The sequence below is a fragment of the Rhodococcus sp. IEGM1339 genome, from assembly GCF_050321925.1.
In the GTDB taxonomy this organism is placed as follows: domain Bacteria; phylum Actinomycetota; class Actinomycetes; order Mycobacteriales; family Mycobacteriaceae; genus Rhodococcus; species Rhodococcus pyridinivorans.
In genome coordinates, this window is the sequence record NZ_JBNQFT010000002.1 from 1 (window position 1) to 23,945 (window position 23,945).

Sequence of the window (23,945 nt, forward strand, 5' to 3'; positions counted from 1 at the left end):
TCCTCAAATGGGCCGCGAAACGCGCGCACCACCAACACCATCCACAACCCACCCAGTCACCGATATGCACCATAGTGAGTCACTAACTTAACGGTATTGACCGTAAGCCGAATCCACCGTCCTGACGTTGATCGAAGCCGATACCGTCGTCGACGATATCGAGCCGTACTTCGTCGGATGCGTAGCTCAATGTCACCCGTACCCGACGCGCCCGCGAATGCAACCGCACGTTGGCGAGAGCACTCTGGGCGACGCGGAGCAAGGCGACGTCGAAGTCCGTCACCAGCGGGATCGGATCGCTGTCGGTGAGTAGGTCACCGGTGATCCCGGTCTGCTGCTCGAGTTGGTCGAGCAGGCGCCGCAACGCGGATTCGAGCGGTGCGGACTCGAGCGCAACCGGCGCGAGCGCGTCGACCACCCGGCGGGCCTCGATCAGATTCTGCTGCGCGGTGTCCGCGATCTGCGCGAAGACCGCCGCAGAATTGTCGGGAGCGCGCTGCCCGGCTCGGGAGAGCAGCAGAATGGACGAAAATCCCTGCGCCAGAGTGTCGTGAATGTCACGCGCGAGGCGGGAACGTTCGGTCAGTGCGCCCGCTTCCCGTTGCAGCGCGACCAATTCGTCCTGCGCCCCGAGCAACTCTCGGTGCGCCTCGGTGAGTTCGTCCACCAACTGCTGTCGCTGCGCGGACTGCCGCACCAACTGTTGTTAGACGACGGCCATTCCGGCGGCAGCTGCCGCCCCGAACACCGGTCCGAGAATCGAGGCAACCGTGTTCGTGGTGCCGTGCCACAGCGTCGCTGCGATCGCTATCGCGGTCAGCATGATCGTCACCGTCAACGCGACCGGAGTGGAGAACAGGGGAAAGCACAGGAAGAACAGGGCGAACGCCAGCCAGACGAAGTTGACATCCGCCACCACGAGAGCCAACCAGCCCAGCCCGAGCGCCGCGAACCAGATCTGCCCCGACCGGCGCTGTACCGGCTCCCCGTTCTCGAAGCCCTCACGCTGCGCGAACCAGATCCCGAAGAGATACCACCCGGCTACCACGACAGCGAGCGCGACGATCGGAACGGGATGAGCACTGTCGGTAACCGTGCGCACGACACCCACCGCGAGGAGCAGGAAGAACAGCAGATGGGCGCCGAATTGCATGGCGCGTAGCACCGGCACGGCCCCGCCCGAGTCAGACCCATCGGAATTCCGCATCTCGCCCACTCTAATACCGCACTATGCCGTCGACCGCACCGATCGGCGATCTCCAACTTTCGATGGATCAGCGAACCCAACCAATGCGCGATGCCGGGAATGTTGCCTTGCACGACACTGAGATGCATGTTCCTCGCTTTCCGTGATCTCCGGTTCGCCAAAGGTCGCTTCACGCTGATGACCTCGGCCCTGTTCTTCATTTCGCTGATGGTGGTCACGCTGTCGGGGCTGACCTCCGGACTGGGTAATCGGTCTATCGCTGCGATCGAGAACATCGGCGCCGACCACTTCGCATTCGGTGCTCCCCCCGATGGCCGCTCGGTCTCGTTCGCCGAGTCGACCGTGACGACGCGGCAGTATGCGGAACTTGCGGAGGCCGACGGTGTCGATGCTGCGTCGATCATCGGGGTGGCACCCGCTCGGATCAGCGTCGACGGTCGAGAAGTTGCCGCTTCTGCGTTCGGCGTCGACGGGCATTCTTTCGCCGCTCCGGTCGTGCTCGGTGCCGGCTCGGTAGCCGTGGGCGCCGACCTCGCCAATGACAACGGATGGACGAACGGAACCCGGATTTTGATGAGCGGAAAGGTATTCACCATCACCGCTCTGGTCGACGACTCGTTCTACAGTCATCAGCCCGTGGTCTGGATGGACCACGACGCATGGATGTCACTGCCGTCGGCCGGTGGCAGTGACGGCACCGTCGTTGCATTGCGGACCTCCGCAGGGTTCGACGCCGATTCTGTCGGTGAGGCGACCGGGACGGCCGTCACCGACGGCCGCGGTGCGCTGAACGCGATCGGGTCGTACACCTCCGAGCGTGGATCGCTGCTGTTGATGCAGACGATGCTGATGATCGTCAGCGCCTTGGTCGTCGGGGCCTTCTTCACGGTATGGACCATCCAGCGCGGCCAGGACCTCGCTGTGCTCAAGGCTGTCGGTGCCTCCACCCGCTATCTGCTCCAGGACGCACTCGGGCAGAGCTCGATCGTGCTGGTACTCGGATCCGGACTTGGAACCCTGGCCGCAGCCGGTCTCGGAACGGCAGCCTCGCAGTCGGTTCCGTTCTCGCTCACGATGTCCACCACCGTGGTTCCGTTCCTCGCCCTCGTTGCGACGGGCATGATCGGCGCGGCTGCTTCCCTGGTCCGTATCGCCAAGGTCGACCCGCTCGCTGCCCTTGCAGCCGCTCGATGAGTCATCTACCGAGAACGAAGGACTTCGACATGAGTATCTGCTTACGCAACATCGTCCTCAGCTATCCCGACGGTGACGGGCATCGACGCGTCCTCGACGACGTGGATTTCGAGGTCCGACGCGGCGAATTCGTGGCTGTGACCGGTCCGTCCGGGTCCGGCAAATCGAGCCTGCTCGCTGTCGCCGGCCTTCTCATCACCCCCGATTCGGGTCGTGTCGTTATCGACGGCAGCGACATGACGGGACTGGACCGTGACGAGCGCACGACCGTGCGACGCGAGAAGCTCGGATTCGTGTTCCAGCAGTCGAACCTGCTGCCCTCGTTGACCGCAGTCGAACAACTGCAGATGATGTCCCATCTCGCGGGCGACTCGGTCCGCGAGAGTCGTGCCCGTGCCACGGACCTGTTGTGTTCATTGGGTCTCGACGGGCACCTGGACCGGCGTCCCCACCAACTGTCGGGAGGGCAACGGCAACGGGTTGCGATCGCGCGAGGACTGATGAACGACCCCTCGGTGTTGCTCGTCGACGAGCCCACCTCGGCCCTCGACGAGAACCGCAGCCGCGAGGTCGTGGCCCTGCTCGCCGATCTGAGCCGGGATCGGGATGTGGCGATCGTGATGGTCACTCACGACCTGAGCCGGCTGACTCTCGTCGACCGCGCCTGTGCCGTGCGCAACGGGACACTGATACCCCTGCCTGGCTCCGTGCCGAGCGCAATTCACTGAGACAGCGGCGAACTGTTGTCACGCGGTATCGGGAATCTTCCTGACCGGGCCTTGGCTTGGGCTTCGGCGGAGTGGGGTCGATTTTCCGGACCGCGGGAGGCATCGTGAACGACCCAGCGCCTGTGTCCGGCGACGCGCGGCGGAGTCTGCGCACGTCGGAACCGATCGAGACCGGTGTTGTTGTCGATTTCTCGCGGAAACTCGACAACAACACCGGTCTCGATCTGCTGGGAATCGGAATCAGGCGGCGGGACGCCCCTGATCGCGCAGGGCGGAGAGCGCGTCGATGCGCTCGACTGCCTCGGCGACGATGCGGTCGATCAGTTCCTGGCAGCTCGGCAGGTCGTCGAGCATGCCGACGACCTGGCCCGAGGCGAGCACACCGGCTTCGGTGTTGCCTTCCACGAGACCGGCCTTGAGGAGCATGGGGGTGTTGGCGGCCATGATGATCTGCTGCCAGGTGCGGTCGCTCGCCTTCTTCATGGCGAGGCCGTCCTTGACGATGGTCGACCACTTCATGCCCGTCATCGACTTGAACTTCGTCGCGTTCCGCGCGGCCGCGAGCAGTCCCTTCGCGTAGGTGGACTTCTCGAGGCTGTTCACCAGGTCGGTGTTCAGGACCCGGTGCGGCATGCCGTCGACCTTGAGTGACACCGTGGTGTCCTGCAGTCCCCGCGAAAGGTACTGCTGCTTCACCGAATCGGGAACAGCACTGTCGCTCGTGAGCAGGAACCGAGTGCCCATCGCGATGCCGGCCGCGCCGTAGGACAGCGCGGCTGCGAGCCCACGACCGTCGAAGAAGCCACCGGCGGCGACGACGGGGATGTCGACGGCGTCGAGGACGCTCGGCAGCAGCAGGGTTGTCGCGACGGGACCGGTGTGGCCACCGCCCTCGCCGCCCTGCACGATCACCGCGTCGGCGCCCCACGAGGCGACCTTCACGGCGTGCTTGGCAGCACCGGTCGACGGCACGACGACGATGCCGTGATCCTTGAGCTTGGCGATCAGCTCCTTCTTCGGTGCGAGGGCGAACGACGCGACTTTGACCTTCTCGCGGATCAGCAGGTCGATGCGCTCACCGGCGTCCGAGGCGTCGGCGCGGATGTTGACGCCGAACGGCTTGCCGGTCAGCGACTTGGTCTTCGCGACCGCCGCTTCGAGTTCGGCGTAGGTCATCGTCGCCGAGGCGAGGATGCCGAGACCACCGGCGTTCGACGTCGCGGCGGTCAGGCGGGGACCGGAGACCCATCCCATGCCCGTCTGAACGATCGGGTGCTCGATCCCCACCAGGTCGGTCAGGGCGGTGCGCAGGACGGTCACAGCGAGACCTCGCGGTCGCGCAGACCCTTGGGGTCGATCACCTCGCGGATCAGACGCAGTTCCTCGAAGGTCGGCTCGCGGGTCACGCCCGCCTCGTCCAGGCCGGCGACCTCGAAGGAGGTGTTCTCCGCGACGGTGGACGCCTCGACACCCGGGTGCAACGAGAGCGCCCGGAAGGTGTGGTCGGGACCGCCGAAGTCGAAGACACCGAGGTTGGTGACGACCCGCGCGATGTCCAGGAAGCGGTACGCCGGGTTCTCGGGATCGACCTTGTCGTATCCGACACCCGAGACGATATCGACCGTGTCGACGAAGACGCGCGTGGAGTGCTTGCCGACCCAGTAGCTGGTCGCGTGGTTGATCGTGTTGCCGGGAGCGCCGCGCACACCGAACATCTGGCGTGTCGGCTGCTGGAGTGGACCGAAGGCCGACAGGTTCTGGTTGCCGTACCGGTCGATCTGGTTGGCGCCCATCACCACGTGGCGGCGGCCCGAGGCGACGACGTCGAACACCTTGCGGAAGGGCATCCAGCCTTCGATCGGTGCCTTCGCGCCGAGGGCCGGGACGTCGGCGAGGATGAGTGCTTCACCGTCGGTGATCAGCAGGTCGGGCTCGGTGGTGAGCTTGGCCAGGCGTGCACCGATCTGCGGCAGTGTCGCCATCGGGCTCGCCATGATCTCGCCGGCACCCGAGAAGATGTCGGCGCATGCGATCGCGCAGTACTCGGCGCGGGTCACGGTCTCGGTGGTGGTCATGCCTGCTCCTGTGCGAACGTCTGGACTGCGGCCTGGTAGTCGTCCTCGCTGCCCGAGAGGAAGCGGTCGACGAATGCCTGCCATGCCTCGGGGTCCTTGGCGGACTCGGCGTAGTGGCGCTGGAACTTCTCGTCGCGGCCGTAGCTGTCGCCCGCGAGGGTGAAGTGCGCCCCGTTCGGTGCTTCGACGATTCCGTCGACCATCATGCGGTTGAGCAGGAGCTGCTGCAGCGGAACCTCTTTCACGAGCTGCTCGGTCTCGACGATCTTCTCGACGGAGACGTAGCGACGTTCGGCGGCCATGCAGTAGAGGTCGTCGAAGTAGGGGTCCACGCCCTGGTAACCGGAGTTGCCGTGCTTGTCGCCGATGTTGAGGTGCACGAACGACGCGTCGAGGTTCAGCGCGGGCATGGCGATGAGGGTCTCGGTGCCGTCCGGTCCGGGATACGGCGAGGTGACGGTCTTCAGTTCACCCTCCCAGAAGTCGACCACGGCCGAACCCAGGCCCGCGCGGAGGGGCAGGAACGGCAGGCGCGCGGCGGCGGCTTCCAGGCCGCACTTGATCATGCCCTCGTCCATCTCACGGGCGATGATCTCGCCGCCCGTGCGGGCCTTGGAGAACCACGGGTCGTAGAACGGTGCCGAGTCGAGCGAGACGAATCCGTAGTACGCCTTCTTCACCTTGCCCGCCGAACACAGCAGGCCCAGATCGGGACCGCCGTAGGTGACGACGGTCAGATCCTTCACGTCCGAACGGAGGATGGCCCGCACGAGGGCCATGGGCTTGCGGCGCGATCCCCAGCCGCCGAGGCCGATGGTCATTCCGCTGCGCAGCTCGCCGACCACGTCGTCGAGCGACATTCTCTTGTCACGCATGGTGTTCCGAACTCCTGGTGGTGTGAGGCGTCAGCTGTTGCTGCGCGGCTTTCCTGTTGCGACGAACTCGTCGCGGTGCTCGTCGGCGATGCCGGCGAGATTCAGCTCGAAGGTGAAGCCCTGCTCGAGGCGGTAGCTCGTCTTCACGTCGACGGGGTCGATGCGGTTGATGGCTTCCTTCGCACGGCGGATGACGCGGGTGTCCTTCGCGGCGATCATCTCGGCGACCTCGCGTGCGGCGGCGTCGAGTTCGCTGCGCGGCACGACCTTGTACACCGAGCCGAAGTGCTCGAGCTGCTGCGCGGTGACGTTCTGCGCCGTGTAGTAGAGGGTGCGCATCATGTGCTGGGGGACGAGGCGCGCGAGATGCGTTGCGGCGCCCAGTGCACCGCGGTCGACCTCGGGCAGGCCGAAGACGGCGTCGTCGGAGGCGACGATGACGTCCGCGTTGCCGACGAGGCCGATGCCGCCTCCGACGCAGAAGCCGTTGACGGCGACGATGACCGGTACCTCGCAGTCGTAGACGGCGGCGAATGCCGCGGCACACCCGTGGTTGGCGGCGATCAGGGCGTCGAACCCTTCGGTGGCCTGCATTTCCTTGATGTCCACACCCGCGTTGAAGCCTCTGCCCTCGGCGCGCAGGATCACCGCGTGGGTGTCGAGACTGCGCCCGGCCGTGGTCACGGCCTCGGCCAGGTCGAACCAGGCCTGTGAGGGGAGAGCGTTCACGGGCGGGAAGTCGACGGTGACCGTGGTGATACCGGCGCTGTCGGAGGTCGAGGTGATGCCCATGGCATGTTCCTAACGTCTGTACCGAACCAAGCGATTGCTTGGTAAGTTAGCACAGGATAGCCGCCGGACCCAGAGGGTCGAAGGGCCGTAGGGTCGAAGTACGACCGATCATCGAGGAGAGAAGATGCCCGAAGCAGTAATCGTGTCCGCAGTACGGTCGCCGATCGGGCGAGCACGCAAGGGCTCGCTCGCGTCGATCCGCCCGGACGACCTGGCGACCCAGATGGTCGCTGCAGCGCTCGCGAAGGTCCCCGATCTCGATCCCACCGAGATCGACGACCTCATGCTCGGCTGCGGCCAGCCCGCCGGACAGTCCGGCTTCAACATCGCCCGCGTGGTCGCGGTGCAACTCGGCTACGACTTCCTTCCCGGCGTGACCGTCAACCGGTACTGCTCGTCGTCGCTGCAGACCACCCGCATGGCGCTGCACGCCATCAAGGCCGGCGAGGGCGACGTGTTCGTCTCCGCCGGCGTCGAATCGGTGTCGAGCTTCGTGACCGGCAACGCCGACGGTCTGCCCGACACCAAGAACCCGCTGTTCGACGACGCCCAGGCGCGTACCGCCAAGCTCGCCGAAGGCGGAGTGCCGTGGACCGACCCGCGCACCGAGGGTCTGCTCCCCGACGTCTACGTCGCGATGGGACAGACCGCCGAGAACGTCGCGTCCCACACCGGCATCTCGCGCGAGGACCAGGACCGCTGGGGCGTGCGCTCGCACAACCGCGCCGAGGAAGCCATCAAGAGCGGCTTCTTCGAGCGGGAGATCACTCCGGTGACCCTCGCCGACGGCACGGTCGTCAGCACCGACGACGGTCCGCGTCCGGGCACCAACTACGAGGCCGTCAGTCAGCTCAAGCCGGTCTTCCGCCCGGACGGCACGGTGACCGCCGGCAACGCGTGCCCGCTCAACGACGGTGCGGCCGCTCTGGTGATCATGTCCGACACGAAGGCGAAGGAACTCGGACTGACCCCGCTCGCGCGCATCGTCTCCACCGGTGTCTCGGGCTTGTCGCCGGAGATCATGGGTCTCGGACCGATCGACGCGACCCGCAAGGCTCTCGCCAACGCGAACATGGGCATCGACGACATCGACCTGTTCGAGATCAACGAGGCGTTCGCCGTGCAGGTGCTCGGTTCGGCGCGTGAGCTGAAGATCGACGAGGACAAGCTCAACGTCTCGGGCGGTGCGATCGCGCTCGGTCACCCCTTCGGGATGACCGGTGCCCGCATCACCGCGACACTCATCAACAACCTGCAGACCCACGACAAGCAGTTCGGCGTCGAGACGATGTGCGTCGGTGGGGGTCAGGGCATGGCGATGGTGCTCGAACGCCTCAGCTGAGCTCAGTCCTCCGAGTCGGTCGGGGGGTCGTCGGTCTGCCGCTTGCGCTCGTCCTGGCGCCGGCGGCGCGCGACCTCCCGGTTCGCGAGGACGGCCGCGAGCACGACCGGCCAGACGTACTTCGCCTTGTCTGCGACGGCCTTCACCCACTCGGGCACGGTGAAGTCGAACAGGGAGAATTCCGGCAGGGAGATGGTCGGCCACGGAATGTCGGGCCACGGAATGTCCGGCCAGGGAATGTTGATATCCCAGTCGGGCCAATCGATTTCGGGGATCGGGATCTGTGCGAGCAGCCAGAGCACGATCAGCGGCACGGCGACCCCGGCTACGGCGACCGCCGTGCGCTGGGCGGCGTATTTCCGGGGGTGCGCCCGGATCCATTCCTCGCGAACAGCCGCCTTGGATCCAGGCTCGGGGTCGAGGTCGACCCCGCCGATGCCGGTGAGGGCGGCTGCTGCCGCACCGAGTTCGGTGTCGCCGTCCCACCAGGTGACTCGTCGGGCCGGTCCGATGAAGGTGGGGAGCCTGACGGCGATCGCGCCGCGTTCGTGCCCGTCGAGGACGACCTTGTCGTCGGAGGTCTTCTTCGTGGCGATCTCCTCGCCGTCGATCGTCCAGGTGATCCTGCGGCTCAGCCCGGCATCGTCGATTTCCACGGCGTGCTCGGCGCTCTCCCAGGTGAGCAGCCAGCGCTCCGGAGTCTTCGGCATACAGTAATAATAGAGCAGACACTCCATCAATGGCATCCAGGGAGCCGGGGACATGGCACGTACGGTCGATCCGGTCCGGCACGAGGCGCGCCGCCTCGGAATCATCGACGCAGCTCTGACCTGCTTCGCCCGACACGGCTACGACGGCACGACCACGGCCGCGATCTGCCGCGAGGCCCGCATCGGGTCCGGAACCTTCTTCCACTACTTCCCCACGAAACTGTCGCTGATGGTGGCCGTTCTCGAACTGGGCACAGCCGAAAGCGTGGCGTGGTTCGAGGCGCAGAGCGGGCGCACCGACGCCACCCGTGTACTCGACGAATACGCCGTTCGGGCAGCAGAGGATGCGTCGGATCCCCGTACGGCCGGCTTCGTCCGAGCGGTCGGGGCTGTGATGACCCGGCCGGAGATCGCGGCTGCTCTCGACCGCGACGCCCGCGCGCTGCGCGACGGATTGCTTCCCTGGGTGCGGCTCGCGCAGCAGGCCGGAGAGATCCGGACCGACCTGCCCGCGGATCGGCTCGTCACCTGGCTACAGGCTTTGCTCGACGGCTACCTCGGCGTCGTCGCCGCCGAGACGTCCTTCGACCCCGTGCTCGAACAGGAAACGCTCCGCGACGCCCTGCAGCGCCTGCTCCGGCCGTAGATGTGCAGATCCGTCGTCACCAGTGGCCGTGGGTGTCGCGCCAGCCCTTGCGGATGATCTTCCCGGTGGCGTTGCGCGGCAACAGGTTGCACGTCAGCGTCCATTGCGTCGGCACCTTGAAGTAGGCGAGACGCTCGGATGCGAAGGTCGTCAATTCCTCGACGGTGACCGTGGAGCCTTCGACGAGCACGACCACCGCAGCCACCTCCTGGCCCCATTCCGGGTGGGGCGCGCCGGTCACCATGCATTCGCGGACCGCCGGGTGCAGGGCCAGGACGCGCTCGACCTCCGACGGGTAGACGTTCTCGCCGTTCTGGTGGATGAGGTCGGCGCGCCGGCCCACCAGACGCAGACGGCCGTTCTCGACCACGCCGAAATCACCTGTGCGCAACCAGCGGTCGGGAGTGATCGCCTCGGCGGTCGCCGCCGCGTCGTCGCAGTAGCCGAGCATGACGAAGGGGCTGCGCACACACACCTCGCCCACGCGGCCGTCGGGCAGCCAGGCGCCGCTCTGATCCCGGATCTCGAGGCTCACCGTGATGATCGGCGCGCCCACCGTGCCGAGGAACTCCTCGAGTTCGGCGGCGGAGGCCACAGCGATCGACGTGCTGCACTCGGTGATGGTGTAACTGTCGACCATGGCGTGCTTGCCGAACGGAAGCCCTTCGCGCAGAAGTTGTTTGAATTCCGGCGTCGAAGGTTCCGAGGACAGGGTGAACCGGCTCAGCGAGGTGAGGTCGTATCTGTCGAGATCTTCGTCCTCGAGCATCCGCGCCGCCATCGACGGCACGGCCATCCAGTGGGTGACCTGTTCCGCCTCGATGAGTTCGAGCACGGGACGCACGCCGTACCAGCCCTGGTTCATCACCACGGTGCTGCCGGTGGCCAGGCGCGGCACGATCGTGTTGTGCAGGCTCGTGATGTGGAACAGTGAGGAGGTCAGCAGATAGCGGGAGTCCGATGGTGCGGACCGGTCGTATGTGCCGCCGGTCCAGATCGTCGCGATCGCGTCGAGGTACCGGTGGTAGTCGACCACTGCCAGCAGATTCCGCTGCGAGTGCAACGCACCCTTCGGATCCCCGCTCGTGCCCGAGGTGTACAGGAGGACGGCCGGATCGTCCTCGGCGACTCTCGGGGGCGGCGGCTGCGCGCCGTCGAATTCGGCGATGAGGCGCGGTAGATCCTCCTCGATCGACAGCACCACCGTCTGCGCACGGTCGATGCCGGCCACGGCCGCAGCGCGCGGACCGTCGACGAAGAGCACCCGGGGTCGCGAATGACGGATACCGAATTCGAGTTCCGGTTGCACCCACCACGCGTTCAGGCCCACCGAGATCGCACCGAGGGCCTGCGTCGCCCAGAAGGCGGTGACCCACTCGGGCCGGTTCGCCGACAGGATCGCGACCCGGTCGCCCACGCCCACCCCGTACCGCTCGTGGAGCGCCGCGGCGAGGGCGTACGACATGCGCGCGTTCCGGGCGAAGGTGATCCGCTGATCGGTCGTGACCAGATACTCGCGGTCGCCCCAGGCGAGGGACTGCGAGAGCAGATCCGCCACGGCGACGTCGCGTCTGCGCATGACGGGTATCTCGGTGCCCAGGACGTCCTGCACGACGATCTCGAACTCGCCACCCGGACCGGTGAGTCGCGATACCAGCTGATCGAGGAAATGGGAGGGATCGGAGGGGATGGTCATCGCCTGTATCCCACCGGTGCCCCTGCACGCTTCACGGACGTCCCCTCCTCCATCGAGTGCGTACCGCCAGAATCTCACGACGGGTCACCCCGACTTCGAATGTACCGGTGAGTGGGACGGGCGGTGACGGTCACCATCGCTCTCCCTAGCCTGTGACCTGGGCGTCTGTGGAAAAGCGAGGTCCTGTCTCCGTCGGGCCGCCGCCCGGCGCCCCTGTGAGAAAGGACCGAAGACGAATGACCGCAACGACGCCGACGCCCGCGCAGTGGCGAGGCCACGACCTGGGTGCCCGCACGATCCGCTACGACGAGCGGGACGCGATCCTGTACGCGCTCGCGGTGGGCGCCGGCGCGGCGGACCTCGATCTCGTGTTCGAGGACCGGCTGCGGGTGTTGCCGACGTTCGCCCTGACGCTGGCCCAGTGGGCACCGGATGCGCTCGGTGCGCTCGGTGCCTTCGACACGGCCACCGCGCTCCACGGTTCCCAGAGCCTCGAGGTGCTCGCACCGTTGCCACGCTCCGGGGAGATCGCGATGTCGGCGCGCGTCGGTGAGGTCTGGGACAAGGGCCGGGCAGCGGTGTTCGAGGTCGTCGTCGAGAGCGAGTTCTTCATCGCGACGTGGTCGTTGTTCGCACCGGGAGCGGGAGGTTTCGGCGGCGAGCGCGGACCGTCGGCGCCGTCCGCGCCGGAGGGGGATGCCGACGTGGTCGGCACGCTCGCCACACGCGCCGACCAGGCGGCGCTTTACCGGCTGACCGGCGACCGGCACCACATCCACATCGATCCCGAGGCTGCGGCGCGCATCGGACAACCCCGCCCCATCCTGCACGGCCTGTGCACGCTGGCGGCCGCGACCCTGCCTCTGGCCGACATGCTCGGAGGACACCCCGCCGACCTGAAGACGCTGTTCGGGCGCTTCGCGGCCCCCGTCTTCCCCGGCGATGCGGCACAGGTCCGCGCCTGGGGTGACGCAGTGGACGTCCGGTTCGACGTCGTCACGGCGACCGGCGCCGTCCTGTCCGGCGGTCGCGCCGTTTTTGCTTGATCGCCACAACCGTCTGGAGGAAAGACTTGGACACGTTCGCAGAAGTAGTGCGCGCTCGTCACGGTGACCCGAAGGTAGGGTTGCGTTTCGAGGACCAGCAGTGGACCTGGGGCGAGGTGGTTCAGGAAAGCGCCGATCGTGCCGCCGCGATCGTCGCGACCGTGCCTGCTCCCGCAGATCGGCAGCGCCACATCGGGGTGCTGCTCGAGAACGTCCCGGACTTCGTCTTCTGGATCGGCGCCGGTGCCCTGGCCGGAGCAGCCGTCGTGGGCATCAACGCCAGCCGCAGCGGCCCCGAGATCGCCCGCGACATCGCGCACGCGGACATCGACCTCGTCGTCACCGAATCCCGCCTCGCCCATCTGCTCGAGGACACCGGCCACGGACTGCCGGCCGACCGCATCCTCGACATCGACGGCGATCGCTACGCGGAGTTCCTCGCGCCGTTCCGCGGCGCGGATCTGCCGGAGACGATCCCGTCCACCGACGACATCGCATTGTTGCTGTTCAGTTCCGGTTCGACCGGCGCTCCGAAGGCCGTGATCGTCGGCCAGGGCCGGCTCGCACGCCTCCTCGGTCCGCTCACCGAACGTGTTGGCATGCGCGAGGATTCGGTCGCCTATCTGTGCATGCCGCTCTTCCACGGAAACGCACTCATGCTCAACCTCGGCACGGCCATGCGGGCCGGCGCGACCGTCTGCATGATCCGGAGGTTCTCCGCGAGCCGGTTCTCCGACGACATCCACCGCTACGGCGCCACTTTCGTCAACTACGTGGGCCGGGCCCTGTCGTACATCCTCAGCCGGCCGGAAGACCCCCGCGACCGCGCGAGCACCCTCGAACTCGCGTTCGGCACCGAGGCATCCGAAGCCGACGTGGCCCGCTTTTCCGAACGCTTCGGCTGCACGGTCGTCGAAGGCTACGGGATGAGCGAAGGCGTCTTCCGCATCAACCGCACCCCCGACACCCCGACCGGATCGCTCGGGGTCGCCGTCGGAGGCGTCGATGTCCGGATCTTCGACGAGGACACCGGGCAGGAGTGCCCCCGCGCCCGTTTCGACGAGACCGGTCGCCTCCTCAACAGTGACGCCGTCGGACAGATCGTCGCGTGCGGTGCCGCCCACACCTTCGAGGGCTACTACAAGAATCCCGAGGCGATGGCCGATCGGGTCAAGGGCGACGACTTCTGGTCGGGGGACCTCGGGTACCGCGACGAGAACGGCTTCTTCTACTTCGCCGGAAGATCCTCCGACTGGCTTCGCGTCGACAGCGAGAACTTCTCCGCCACTCCCGTCGAGCGCATCATCCTGCGGGTGCCGGGCATCCTGTCCGCCCCGGTCTTCGCCGTGCCCGATCCCACGACCGGGGATCAGGTCATGTGCGCCGTCGAACTCGAGCCCGGCGCGGAGTTCGACCCGGCGGTGTTCGGGGCGACCCTCGCCGAGCAGCCCGACATGGGAGACAAGTGGTGGCCGCGATTCGTGCGCGTCACCGCGCAGATCCCGCTGACGGGCAGCAACAAGGTGAACAAAGCCCCGCTGCGGGCGGTCGCGTGGAACACGCCAGACACGGTCTACGTGCGTGTCCGACGGACCTCCGAGTACGTCCTGCTCGGCGACGCGGAACGCACACGCATCGAGCGGGAGTTCGTGGCCAACGGCCGGGCGGCCCTGTTGCCGACCCCCGAACCTGCGCCGGTCGCATGATCGCGGTCCGGCCCGGTCTCACGACATCGGAAGGTCTCGACCAGTGAGATGGCCTCATCAGGGGTGATACCGATCACCTAGCGTTTCGGTCGTATCGCGACGGAATGCTCCAGCGGACTCCGTCGCCTGACCTCCTCAACGCTTCCCTCCCGAAAGGACGGACGACCGTGAGCATCGGCACTTCCGAACAATCCGAGATCCGCGAGATCGTCGCCGGGTCGGCTCCCGCCCGCTTCGCCCGGGGCTGGCACTGCCTCGGCCTGTCGAAGGACTTCAAGGACGGCAAGCCGCACTCGATCGAGGCATTCGGGACCAAGCTCGTGGTGTGGGCCGACAGCAACGACGAGATCAAGATCCTCGACGCGTACTGCCGGCACATGGGTGGGGATCTCAGCCAGGGCACGGTCAAGGGCGACGAGATCGCGTGTCCGTTCCACGACTGGCGCTGGGGCGGCAACGGGCGCTGCAAGAACATCCCGTACGCGCGGCGTGTTCCTCCGATCGCCAAGACCCGCGCGTGGCACACTCTCGACCAGGACGGCATGCTCTTCGTGTGGCACGACCCCCAGGGGAACCCGCCGCCCGCGGACGTGACCATCCCGCACATCGAGGGCGCCACGAGCGACGAGTGGACCGACTGGGTCTGGTACACCACCGAGGTCGATACGAACTGCCGCGAGATCATCGACAACATCGTCGACATGGCGCACTTCTTCTACGTGCACTACTCCTTCCCGGTCTACTTCAAGAACGTCTTCGAAGGCCACGTGGCCAGCCAGTTCATGCGGGGTCAGGCTCGTATGGACGCTCGTCCGCACGCGGACGGACAGCCGAAGATGCTCGGAAGCCGCTCCGACGCGAGCTACTTCGGACCGTCCTTCATGATCGACGATCTCGTTTACCAGTACGAGGGTTACGACGTCGAGTCGGTCCTCATCAACTGCCACTACCCGGTGTCCCAGGACAAGTTCGTCCTGATGTACGGCATGATCGTCAAGAAGTCCGACCGCCTCGAGGGGGAGGAGGCGCTGCAGACCGCCCAGCAGTTCGGGAACTTCATCGCGAAGGGCTTCGAGCAGGACATCGAAATCTGGCGCAACAAGACCCGCATCGACAACCCGCTCCTGTGCGAGGAGGACGGCCCCGTCTACCAGCTGCGGCGCTGGTACGAGCAGTTCTATGTCGATGTCGAGGACGTTGCGCAGGAGATGACCGACCGCTTCGAGTTCGAGATGGACACCACTCGCCCGGTGGCCGCGTGGATGAAGGAGGTCGAGGAGAACCTTGCCCGCAAGGCAGCCCTCGACGAGCAGGCAGGCGCGCAGCAGTCCACCACGACGGGCTAGGAGCCAAAGACATGCAGAACCGGATGGAACCGTTGCGCTGCGGCGAATGCGCCGCGCAGGTGCTCGTCCAGAAGAACAGCTGGGAGCACACGTCCATCCAGTGGAACACCGATGCGCGCCGTCGTTGCCCTGTCGTGCAGGACGACGACGGGCGCGACGGGCGACCCGGCGCGCCCTGGATGTCGTGTTCGCATCTCGACGCCGCGATCGCCAAGGCGGCTGCTTCCGGGGTCATCGAGGTCTTCGACGACACTCCGATCCGAGCCCCCATCGTGCAGTGACCTCTTCAGCTTCCGACTACCTCCCGAAGGACCAGTGATGGCCGAAACCCTCGATCTCGACCGCTCGTACTATGGCCCGTGGGCCGTCATCGTCGGTGGCTCCGAAGGCGTCGGCGCGGCATTCGCCGACGAATTGAGCCGCGCGGGTTTCGATCTCGTGCTCATCGCGCGTAAGCCGGGCCCACTGCAGGAGACGGCGGACAAGGCACGGAGCAACGGGGTGCAGGTGCGCACCCTCGCGCTGGATCTGCTCGACGACGATGCCGTGGAAGAGATCCGCAAGGCGACCGAGGACATCGAGGTCGGCCTGTTCATCTTCAACGCCGGCGCGAACAGCTACGGCCACGAGTTCGTCACCGGCGACCTCGATGGGTTCCGCGGCGTGATCGACCTCAACGTCCACCGGCAGATCGAGTTGTCGCACCTGTTCGGTGGACCGATGAAAGAGCGCGGGCGCGGTGGCATCATGCTGCTCGGGTCGCTCTCCGGCTACATGGGTGCCGAACACCAGAGCATCTACGCGGCCTCGAAGGCGTTCAGCCGCGTCTTCGCCGAAAGTCTGTGGCTCGAGCTCGCACCGCACGGCGTGCACGTGGTCGAACTGGTACTCGGTGTCACCCGCACCCCGGCGATGGTGCGCGCGGGCCTGAACTTCGACATCCCGGGGATGCTCGTCGCCGAGCCGGAAGACGTTGCGCGTGAAGGTCTCGAACGCCTCCAGGACGGTCCCGTGTGGGTCGCCGGCGGCAACCACGAGGCTGCGGTCAAGCGCAGCGGATTCCCGCGCGACAAGCTCGTCCGAGGCGCGGCTGCCGCGATGCGAGCGCTCCTGAACCGCTGAGCTCTGCCGCTTCCTCTACGACTCGTCCCCGGCTGCGGAACGGCAGCCGGGGACGCTTCATTGTCGGGGGTCAGAAGTCGATGCGCACATGCTTGCTTTTCGGCTTGGCCTGGCACGCGAGGACGTATCCGTTGGCGATGTCCTCCTCGTCGAGGATCGCGGACGGCGGGGTGTCGACGTCGCCTTCGACGACGGTGCACGCGCACGACCCGCACTCGCCTTCCCGGCACGAGTAGGGCACGTCCAGGCCCTTCGAGAGCATGATGTCCACGAGAGTCGCGCTGCGCGGCCAGACGAGGTCGTGTTCCTCGCCGTCGAGCTGCACCGTCACGGAGGCGGCGTCGGTGTCCGACTCGTCGATCTCGACGGCAGGTACGTCGGCGAACGGATCGCCGGACAGGGAGGTGAAGACCTCGGCGTGGATGCGGTCCTTCGGGACGCCGGCCAGCAGCAGGCCTTCGCGGACGGTATCCATGAACGGCCCGGGTCCGCACATGTACGCGCGGTGATCGGCGAAGGCAGAGACCAGGGTCGCGAGCTGCTGCGGCGTCGGCAGGCCCTGCACGCTCTCGAGCCAGTGCACGACGGTGAGGGCAGTGGCGTGCCGGGCGGCGAGTTCGCGCAGCCTCTCGGCGAAGATGACGGACTTCTCGTCGCGGTTGCCGTAGACGAGCACCACGTTGCGATTGCCGCTGTGGAGAGCCGACTCGAGGATGGACAACACCGGCGTGATACCGCTGCCTCCGGCGAACAGTGCGAGTTTCTCGGTGAGATCGACCGGAGTGAACACGCCCGCCGGGGGCAGCACCTCGAGGGTTTGCCCTGCAGTGATGTTGTCGCACAGCCAGTTCGATCCGTATCCGTCGGCGGTGCGCTTGACGGTGACCTTGAGAGGCTCGCCGGTGTGGGGGGAGCTCGCGAGCGAGTAGCACCGTGCCACGGAACCGGTCCGATCGCTCGGGATGCGCAGGGTGAGGAACTGTCCCGGTTTGTAGGCGAAGCCCGCGCGGCGCTCTTCTGGCACGTCGAAAACCAGCGAAACGGCGTCGGCGGTTTCCTGGACGACTGCACCGACGGTCAGTACGACGGAGCGTGAACCGACCGGTGTCTCAACGGCTGTCATCGCAGTGGTTCCCTTCGATACGAATACTTCTCGATCGGATCACCGTAGAACGCCGACGGACGCCGACGCCCGTCTCCTCCCGGTAATCGGGACACGGGAGGAGACGGGCGTTCGGATCAGGCGGTGCGCACGCTGCGTGGGATCAGCAAGGTGATCCCGATGGTCACCACGGAGAGCGCGATGAGCATGCCGCCGACCATGTTGATTCCCGCGAGTGGGGTCGCAGCGAACGCGAGCAGCATGGTCGCGATCGACGTTCCGACACCCTGACCCGCGGTACGCAGCACGGCGTTCGTGCCGGTCGTCTCGCTGGTGTTGTGCTCGGGCACGGACTCGACGATCAGGTTCGGAATCGCCGTGTAGGCGAAGGCGGTCGCGACCGACACCACGACGACCATCGCGGTCATGGCCACCACGGAGTGGTGCGCGGTGAGCATGACGACGACGCCGACGATGAACAGGGCGGTACCGAGCAGCATCGACGCGCGTGAACCCACCGCGGCGGAGATCCGGCCGCTCAGCGGAGTGCAGACGAATCCGAACAGGGAGCCGATGAACGAGAGCCAACCCGCGTGCGTCGCGCTCAGGCCCAGGCCGAAGTCGCCGGTGGACGGCGTCTGCATGATGATCGGAATGATCATGGTGACCACGCCCAGCGGTCCCACCGCGATCGCGACGGTGGCCAGCATCGTGAGCGAGAACTTGCGGTCGGCGAACAGGCGCACGTTGATGATGGGGGAGGGTGTGCGCAGTTCCCACCGCACGAGCAGGACCAGAGCGACGGCCCCGCCCAGGATGAGACCGAGGGTCCGCGGGTCCGACCAGCCCCATGACTGGGACTTGTTGACGCCGAGCAGGATCGCGGCGACCGCGCCGGCGAAGGTGACCGCACCGATGTAGTCGATCTTCTCGGAGGTCCCGGTGGGCCGGCGCCACGGGAGGACGAACCAGACGAGCAGCAGGGCGAAGATCGCGTACACGGCGGCGACGACGAAGATCATGTGCCAGCTGGCGTTGTCGATCAGCAGACCGGCGACGAGCAGCGACGCCGAACCGGCGGCGACCGCCGAGCCGGAGATCAGTGCGACGGCAACGGGAACGCGGGAAGCGGGACGATGCTCGCGCGCCAGCCCGATGCACAGCGGCAGGATCGCACCGGCCACACCTTGGATCGCGCGGCCGATGATGATGCTGGTGAGGCTGTCACCGAGGGCGCTGACCATCGAGCCGAGCGCCGCGACGGCGAGCAGGACCATCAGGATCCGTTCCCGGCCGTACATGTCGCCGAGCCGGCCGCACACGGCGGCCGAGGCGGCCGAGACGAGGAGGAAGGCCGTCACCGCCCATCCGACCGTCGATGCGTTGCTGTCGAATTCGACGATCAACGTCGGGATCGCGGCGAACATCATCGATGTTTCGAACGCACTGATGATCTCGACGGCGATCAGGACCGACACGATCACCCATACCGGCTGCTGCCGGTCGAACCGGCTCCGCCCCTTCGGCGTTGCGGATTCCGGCTGGGAGAGGTCATTGGCGTAGGACGTCAAAGCGCATTCCAGACTCTCGGCGGCCCGATCGCGGGCCGTGTTTCCTGCCCCACGAATGGGAGTGGCTCGGATCACTTGGTATCGCAGGTGAGGGCTGTCACGCTGTTCTATCTCGCTGAGCGAGAACGATTTTGATGCGTCAGATGAGCGCGGCCTCGTGTGCTGCGCGGTCGAACTCGGGCAGTTCCGCGCCGTTGCGAAGGGTCGTCGCGAGCGACGGGTCGGCGAGATGGAGCCGACCGATGGCGATCAGATCGAACTCGTCGTCGCCCAGGCGTCGTTCGAGTTCGGGAACGTTGTTGCGCACAGGTGCGCTGCCCTGGAGGCGGCTCTCCCGCAACGTCGTTGCGATTCCGACGCTGCCTACGGCCATCGAATGTGCGCCGGTGACCTTCTTGGCCCAGCCTGCGAGTGTCAGGTCGCTGCCTTCGAAGGCCGGCATGTCGAAGCGGCGGATGCTCGCGTCGAAGACGTCGACGCCGGCTTCCTTCAATGGGGTGAGGACGGCTTTCAGTTCGTCCGGGGTGTGGGCGATCCGGGCTTCGTAGTTCTGTTGCTTGTGCTGCGAGAACCGGTAGAAGATCGGCAGGTCGTCGCCGATGCGCGCGCGGATGGCGGCGACCACCGCGGCGGGGAAACGGGTGCGGCGCTCGAGGTCGCCGCCCCATTCGTCGTCGCGGAGATTCGTTCCCTCCCAGAGGAACGCGTCGAGCAGATAGCCGTGCCCACCGTGCAGTGCGATGCCGTCGAATCCGACTCGGGCAGCGGCGGCCGCCGCGTCGGTATAGGCCGCGACGACCTGCTCGATGTCCTCCACGGTCATGGCCCGCGTGGGCGCTGAGGCCCGGGAGATGTAGTCCTCGCCGTAGGACGTCACGCCGAGCTCGCCCCAGACTCCCGACGGCCGCATGGGGACGAGGTCGGGGTCGACATCTGCGGTCATCGCGCCCCAGAGGGGGCCGACGTGCCAGAGCTGGGGGACGATGCGTCCACCCTCGGCGTGAACCGCGTCGACGACGCGACGCCAGCCGTCGAGGGCTTCTTCGCCGTGCATGTGTGGCACGCGGGGATTGTCGACTGCTGTCGGGTGATCGATCGCGACGCCCTCGGTGAGGATCAGGGCCGTGCCGCCCGCGGCGCGTCGCCGGTAGTACTCCACGACATCCGGGCCGGGCACGCCACCCGGCGAGTGCGAGCGGGTCATCGGCGACATCACGATGCGGTTGCGGAGCTCGAGGGAACGGACCGTCAGGGGACGGAAGAGGGGGGACTCGGTATCCGGCATCGTGGTCTCGACTCTTTCGGCTCGTGCGGGCGACGGGTGCAGGCGGGTTCGGCCCACATCCGAGGTTGTACCCACCGCCCGGTCCGCGGGACAGGGACCTCCTGCTCAGTGAGACGTGCCGGCGGAAGCGCGAGGGGAGGGACGTAGATCGCGGGAGCATCGAGTCCACTGATCGGGAATTGTGCGACAGGTCACTCGCCTTGTACTCTGGGCATCACTCACAAGAATCAATTTCAATTCTTGCTTTCGTGGGTGATCGGATTCCGGAGAAAGGGTGACGATGTCCGAGGCGCAACGTACGCAGGTCTCCCAGGCACCGAAGCGCGAACTGCCTGCATCGATGGTCGAGCGAACGACCCTCATCCTCGATGCCTTCGACGATCTCTCGTCGCGGCTCACCCTGGAAGAAGTCGCGTGCCGCACCCGGCTTCCGCGCTCGACGGTCCACCGCATCCTCGACCAGATGGTGCGACTCGACTGGATCGACCACGCGTCGTTCGGGTATTGCCTCGGCCGTCGTGCGAAGTCCATGGGAGAGGGCGACAGTGGGCACATCCGCGTCCGTGAGGCCGCGGCGCCGCTCCTCCACGAACTGCACATGACCACCGGGATGGTCGCGCACCTGTCCGTGCTCGACGGGCCCGACTGCGTCTACCTCGACAAGATCGGCGGCCAGCTCGCCGCGGCACTGCCGTCGCGGGTCGGCGGACGTGTCCCCGCCTACGCCACCGCCGGCGGCAAGGCGCTGCTCGCCGGACTAGAGCCGGAGCAGGTCGATGCCCTCTACCCCGGCCCGCAACTGCCGCGTCGCACCGAGCGGACCATCACCGATCTGTCGACCCTGCACCTCGAACTCAACCGCATCCGCCGTCGCCACGGTCTGGCCTTCGAGACCGGAGAGGCCACCGCCGGTATGTCCTGTGCGGGCGCCGCGATCCGCAGCCCTGCATCGCCGGTCGCCGCGATCTCCCTGTGCGGTCCCACCCGCCCCGGCCACCTCGAACGCATCGCGCCGCTGGTCGCCGATGCGGTCCGCACGATCTCGCGCGCGCTCTATCCCGAACTCGACACCCCTCGACGCAATCGCGCCGCACGCACGTCCGGAGCGTCGTGGTCGACGCAGGTCATGGAGCGAATGCTCGCCACGCAGTCGAACGGCTGGATCTGACGGCCGGAGCCGGCAACATCACGCACCGCCCCGCGGCGGGCGGAACATCCCGGTGATTGGGAACGTTCGAGCCGCGTGAGGTGGATCACTGGAAACCTTCTCGTCATGACGACGGAATCGACTTTCGAGAACACGGCGAGAGAACTCGCGACCGACCGCGGCACCCTCCGCTACCACGAAGCCGGTCAGGGTGAACCACTCCTGCTGCTCCACGGCTCCGGACCGGGCGTCACCGGCTGGCGGAACTACCGCGGTGTGCTCGCCGATCTCGCCGAGCACTACCGGTGCCTCGTCCTGGAGTTCCCCGGCTTCGGCGTGAGCGACCCGTGCGAAGGACACCCGATGGCGATGGCCTCGGTCGCGGTGACCGACTTCCTCGACGGACTCGGCCTCGACCGCGTGTCGATCATCGGGAACTCGATGGGCGGCATCGTCGGGACGCAGTTCGCGATCGCGCAGCCCGAGCGGGTGAAGAAGCTCGTCACCATCGGAGGCGCCGGCCGTTCGGTCTTCGCGCCGTCGCCGGGCGAGGGCATCCGGCTGCTCATGGAGTTCACGGACGACCCCACGCGCGACAAGCTCGTCCGTTGGCTGCGGTCGATGGTCTACGACCCTGCGATCGTCACCGAGGAACTCATCGAGGAGCGGTGGGCACTGGCCACCGAACCGAAGACCCTCGAGATCGCCCGACGCATGTACAGCACCGCGGCCTTCGCTGCGGGCGCGAAGGCCGCTGCCGCCTCCGACGCCACCCCGTACTGGGCGCAGCTCCACAAGATCACCGCACCGGTGCTGCTGACCTGGGGTCGCGACGACCGTGTCAGCCCCGTCGACATGGCGATGCTTCCCATGCGCGAACTGCGCCGCGGCGAGCTCCACGTCTTCCCCAACTGCGGCCACTGGACGATGATCGAGGCGCGCGAGGCGTGGCTGTCGGCGGTGCTCGCGTTCCTTCGCCGCGACGACGCGTAGGCCCCGTCCGCGCGGACTCGTAACCCGCTCCCGCTCAGCCCCATCGACCGCTCCCGCTCAGTGGAAGAACGACGATACGGGAGCGGTCCACCTGAGACCGTAGGCGTCAACGGAACCGACGCTCACCACGCCGTATCGGGGGCGTCACCCTCACAGAGCTGGAGAGATCATGGGACAGGTGCTCGACTCCGTTTCGGAGTTCGCAGACGAGATCCGCGCGGACGGCGCCGAAGGCGACACGCTGATGCGGCTGACCGACCGCAGCGCGAAGAGGCTCCGCGACGCCGGCGTCATCCGTCTCCTGCAACCGAAGGAATTCGGGGGCCTCGAGGCGCACCCGCGCGAGTTCGCGGAGACCGCCATGGCCATCGGCGCCATGGACGGCGCGACCGGCTGGGTCAGCGGCATCGTCGGTGTCCACCCGTGGGAGATGGCCTTCTTCGACCCGAAGGCCCAGGAGGAGGTGTGGGGCGAGAACCCCGACACCTGGATCGCCTCCCCGTACGCACCGATGGGTGTGGCGACCCCCGTCGACGGCGGATACATCCTCAACGGCCGCTGGTCGTTCTCGTCGGGCACCGACCACTGCGACTGGGTGATGATCGGTGCGGCCGTGGGCGACAAGGACGGCAACCGCCTGAACCCGCCACAGAGCCTGCACGTGTTGCTGCCGCGGTCGGACTACCGGATCGACCACGACAGCTGGAACGTCGTCGGCCTGCGCGGCACGGGTTCGAAGGATCTCATCGTCGAGAACGCCTTCCTCCCCGAGTACCGGACCCTGCGCGCCGAGCGCGTCATGGGCGGGGTGGCGTGGCAGGACGCCGGACGCGACGAGACGCTCTACAAGTTCCCCTTCTCGTGCATCTTCCCGCTCGGCATCACCTCGTCGCTCATCGGCATCGCCGAGGGTGCGCTGAACTGCTACATCGAGTCCCAGCGCGAGCGGGTCACGGTGTCCGGCACCGCGATCAAGCAGGACCCGTACGTGCTGTCGAACCTCGGTGACGCCGCAGCGGAGATCGCCGCGTCGCGCGCCGCCCTGCTCGAAACCGTCGACCGCTTCTGGGATCTGACCGAGCGGGGCATCGAGGTCACCTTCGAGCAACGCGCGATCGGACGCCGGACCCAGGTCGCCGCGCCATGGCGGGCCGTGCGCGCCGTCGACGAGATCTTCTCGCGGGCCGGCGGCGGCGCGCTGCAGCTGAGCAATCCGCTGCAGCGCTTCTGGCGCGACGCCCACGCCGGTCTGAGCCACGCCATCCACGTCCCCGGTTCGATCTTCCACGCCGCGACGCTCACCCAGCTCGGCGAAGAGCCGCAGGGCATGATGCGGTCGATGATCTGACATCACATCCATTA

21 protein-coding genes and 1 pseudogene are annotated in these 23,945 nt (G+C 67.0%); 12 read left to right on the forward strand and 10 right to left on the reverse strand.

Annotation, left to right across the window (positions count from 1 at the left end; all coding sequences use genetic code 11):
• Positions 1 to 94: 94 nt before the first annotated feature.
• A pseudogene (locus tag ACQR3U_RS02695) lies at positions 95 to 1,207 on the reverse strand (sensor histidine kinase); the annotation flags it as partial.
• Positions 1,208 to 1,333: 126 nt separating this feature from the next.
• Here ACQR3U_RS02695 and ACQR3U_RS02700 point away from each other — a divergent pair.
• Both ACQR3U_RS02700 and ACQR3U_RS02705 read left to right on the forward strand, forming a co-directional pair.
• On the forward strand, positions 1,334 to 2,401 hold the full coding sequence (locus tag ACQR3U_RS02700; protein ID WP_230809640.1) for an ABC transporter permease: 1,068 nt from the start codon (positions 1,334 to 1,336) through the stop codon (positions 2,399 to 2,401).
• 29 nt (positions 2,402 to 2,430) lie between these two features.
• Complete coding sequence (locus ACQR3U_RS02705; protein ID WP_019290135.1) at positions 2,431 to 3,129, forward strand: ABC transporter ATP-binding protein; 699 nt, start codon at positions 2,431 to 2,433, stop codon at positions 3,127 to 3,129.
• Positions 3,130 to 3,369: 240 nt separating this feature from the next.
• On the opposite strand, the gene ACQR3U_RS02710 is transcribed toward ACQR3U_RS02705, so the two are convergent.
• The 4 genes from ACQR3U_RS02710 to echA20 are packed head-to-tail and all read right to left on the reverse strand — an operon-like array spanning position 3,370 to position 6,871.
• The gene (locus tag ACQR3U_RS02710; protein ID WP_230809641.1) at positions 3,370 to 4,449 is read right to left on the reverse strand and encodes an NAD(P)H-dependent flavin oxidoreductase; all 1,080 of its coding nucleotides are present in this window, start codon (positions 4,447 to 4,449) and stop codon (positions 3,370 to 3,372) included.
• Entirely contained in the window at positions 4,446 to 5,204 is a 759-nt protein-coding gene (gene ipdB, locus ACQR3U_RS02715; RefSeq protein WP_230809642.1) for a cholesterol ring-cleaving hydrolase subunit IpdB, read from the reverse strand. The genes ACQR3U_RS02710 and ipdB overlap by 4 nt, the downstream gene beginning before the upstream one ends.
• Positions 5,201 to 6,079 (reverse strand): CoA transferase subunit A, encoded by an 879-nt coding sequence (locus ACQR3U_RS02720; protein WP_230809643.1) that lies wholly within the window; start codon positions 6,077 to 6,079, stop codon positions 5,201 to 5,203. The genes ipdB and ACQR3U_RS02720 overlap by 4 nt, the downstream gene beginning before the upstream one ends.
• 30 nt (positions 6,080 to 6,109) lie before the next feature.
• Positions 6,110 to 6,871, reverse strand: coding sequence for a (7aS)-7a-methyl-1,5-dioxo-2,3,5,6,7,7a-hexahydro-1H-indene-carboxyl-CoA hydrolase (gene echA20 / locus ACQR3U_RS02725; RefSeq protein ID WP_024102907.1), 762 nt, complete (start codon positions 6,869 to 6,871; stop codon positions 6,110 to 6,112).
• 124 nt (positions 6,872 to 6,995) lie between these two features.
• Between echA20 and ACQR3U_RS02730 the strand changes: the two genes are divergently transcribed.
• Positions 6,996 to 8,213 carry an acetyl-CoA C-acetyltransferase gene (locus ACQR3U_RS02730; protein WP_006550414.1) on the forward strand — a complete coding sequence of 406 codons (1,218 nt, stop codon included), beginning with the start codon at positions 6,996 to 6,998 and terminating at the stop codon, positions 8,211 to 8,213.
• Between the two features lie 2 nt (positions 8,214 to 8,215).
• Here the strand turns inward: ACQR3U_RS02730 and ACQR3U_RS02735 are convergent, their stop codons facing one another.
• Positions 8,216 to 8,923, reverse strand: a complete 708-nt coding sequence (locus ACQR3U_RS02735) for a hypothetical protein (protein ID WP_230809644.1) — start codon at positions 8,921 to 8,923, stop codon at positions 8,216 to 8,218.
• Between the two features lie 52 nt (positions 8,924 to 8,975).
• On the opposite strand from ACQR3U_RS02735, the gene ACQR3U_RS02740 reads away from it, so the two are divergent.
• Complete coding sequence (locus ACQR3U_RS02740) at positions 8,976 to 9,569, forward strand: TetR/AcrR family transcriptional regulator (RefSeq protein ID WP_024102909.1); 594 nt, start codon at positions 8,976 to 8,978, stop codon at positions 9,567 to 9,569.
• Between the two features lie 16 nt (positions 9,570 to 9,585).
• Here ACQR3U_RS02740 and ACQR3U_RS02745 read toward each other — a convergent pair whose 3' ends face one another.
• Positions 9,586 to 11,265, reverse strand: a complete 1,680-nt coding sequence (locus ACQR3U_RS02745; RefSeq protein ID WP_230809645.1) for a class I adenylate-forming enzyme family protein — start codon at positions 11,263 to 11,265, stop codon at positions 9,586 to 9,588.
• Between the two features lie 236 nt (positions 11,266 to 11,501).
• Here ACQR3U_RS02745 and ACQR3U_RS02750 point away from each other — a divergent pair, with 236 nt between their 5' ends.
• From ACQR3U_RS02750 to ACQR3U_RS02770, 5 genes are all read left to right on the forward strand, one after another.
• On the forward strand, positions 11,502 to 12,311 hold the full coding sequence (locus ACQR3U_RS02750) for a MaoC/PaaZ C-terminal domain-containing protein (RefSeq protein WP_039583877.1): 810 nt from the start codon (positions 11,502 to 11,504) through the stop codon (positions 12,309 to 12,311).
• A 26-nt stretch (positions 12,312 to 12,337) separates the two neighbouring features.
• Positions 12,338 to 14,017 carry an AMP-binding protein gene (locus ACQR3U_RS02755; protein WP_037217165.1) on the forward strand — a complete coding sequence of 560 codons (1,680 nt, stop codon included), beginning with the start codon at positions 12,338 to 12,340 and terminating at the stop codon, positions 14,015 to 14,017.
• 167 nt (positions 14,018 to 14,184) lie between these two features.
• The gene (locus ACQR3U_RS02760) at positions 14,185 to 15,363 is read left to right on the forward strand and encodes a Rieske 2Fe-2S domain-containing protein (protein WP_006551946.1); all 1,179 of its coding nucleotides are present in this window, start codon (positions 14,185 to 14,187) and stop codon (positions 15,361 to 15,363) included.
• Positions 15,364 to 15,374: 11 nt separating this feature from the next.
• Entirely contained in the window at positions 15,375 to 15,644 is a 270-nt protein-coding gene (locus ACQR3U_RS02765) for a hypothetical protein (RefSeq protein ID WP_006551945.1), read from the forward strand.
• 37 nt (positions 15,645 to 15,681) lie between these two features.
• Positions 15,682 to 16,485, forward strand: coding sequence for an SDR family NAD(P)-dependent oxidoreductase (locus ACQR3U_RS02770; RefSeq protein WP_230809646.1), 804 nt, complete (start codon positions 15,682 to 15,684; stop codon positions 16,483 to 16,485).
• Positions 16,486 to 16,555: 70 nt separating this feature from the next.
• Here the strand turns inward: ACQR3U_RS02770 and ACQR3U_RS02775 are convergent, their stop codons facing one another.
• The 3 genes from ACQR3U_RS02775 to ACQR3U_RS02785 all read right to left on the reverse strand — a co-directional run bounded on the left by ACQR3U_RS02775 (position 16,556) and on the right by ACQR3U_RS02785 (position 20,443).
• Positions 16,556 to 17,608 carry a ferredoxin--NADP reductase gene (locus tag ACQR3U_RS02775; protein WP_019290126.1) on the reverse strand — a complete coding sequence of 351 codons (1,053 nt, stop codon included), beginning with the start codon at positions 17,606 to 17,608 and terminating at the stop codon, positions 16,556 to 16,558.
• A gap of 116 nt (positions 17,609 to 17,724) precedes the next feature.
• Positions 17,725 to 19,071, reverse strand: a complete 1,347-nt coding sequence (locus tag ACQR3U_RS02780) for an MFS transporter (protein WP_230809812.1) — start codon at positions 19,069 to 19,071, stop codon at positions 17,725 to 17,727.
• 226 nt (positions 19,072 to 19,297) lie between these two features.
• Positions 19,298 to 20,443 (reverse strand): 12-oxophytodienoate reductase, encoded by a 1,146-nt coding sequence (locus tag ACQR3U_RS02785; protein WP_006551941.1) that lies wholly within the window; start codon positions 20,441 to 20,443, stop codon positions 19,298 to 19,300.
• Between the two features lie 274 nt (positions 20,444 to 20,717).
• On the opposite strand from ACQR3U_RS02785, the gene ACQR3U_RS02790 reads away from it, so the two are divergent.
• From ACQR3U_RS02790 to ACQR3U_RS02800, 3 genes are all read left to right on the forward strand, one after another.
• The gene (locus tag ACQR3U_RS02790; RefSeq protein ID WP_372477513.1) at positions 20,718 to 21,611 is read left to right on the forward strand and encodes an IclR family transcriptional regulator; all 894 of its coding nucleotides are present in this window, start codon (positions 20,718 to 20,720) and stop codon (positions 21,609 to 21,611) included.
• A 105-nt stretch (positions 21,612 to 21,716) separates the two neighbouring features.
• Positions 21,717 to 22,583, forward strand: coding sequence for an alpha/beta fold hydrolase (locus tag ACQR3U_RS02795; protein ID WP_019290122.1), 867 nt, complete (start codon positions 21,717 to 21,719; stop codon positions 22,581 to 22,583).
• Between the two features lie 169 nt (positions 22,584 to 22,752).
• Entirely contained in the window at positions 22,753 to 23,931 is a 1,179-nt protein-coding gene (locus ACQR3U_RS02800) for an acyl-CoA dehydrogenase family protein (RefSeq protein ID WP_230809647.1), read from the forward strand.
• The last annotated feature ends 14 nt before the right edge of the window (positions 23,932 to 23,945 follow it).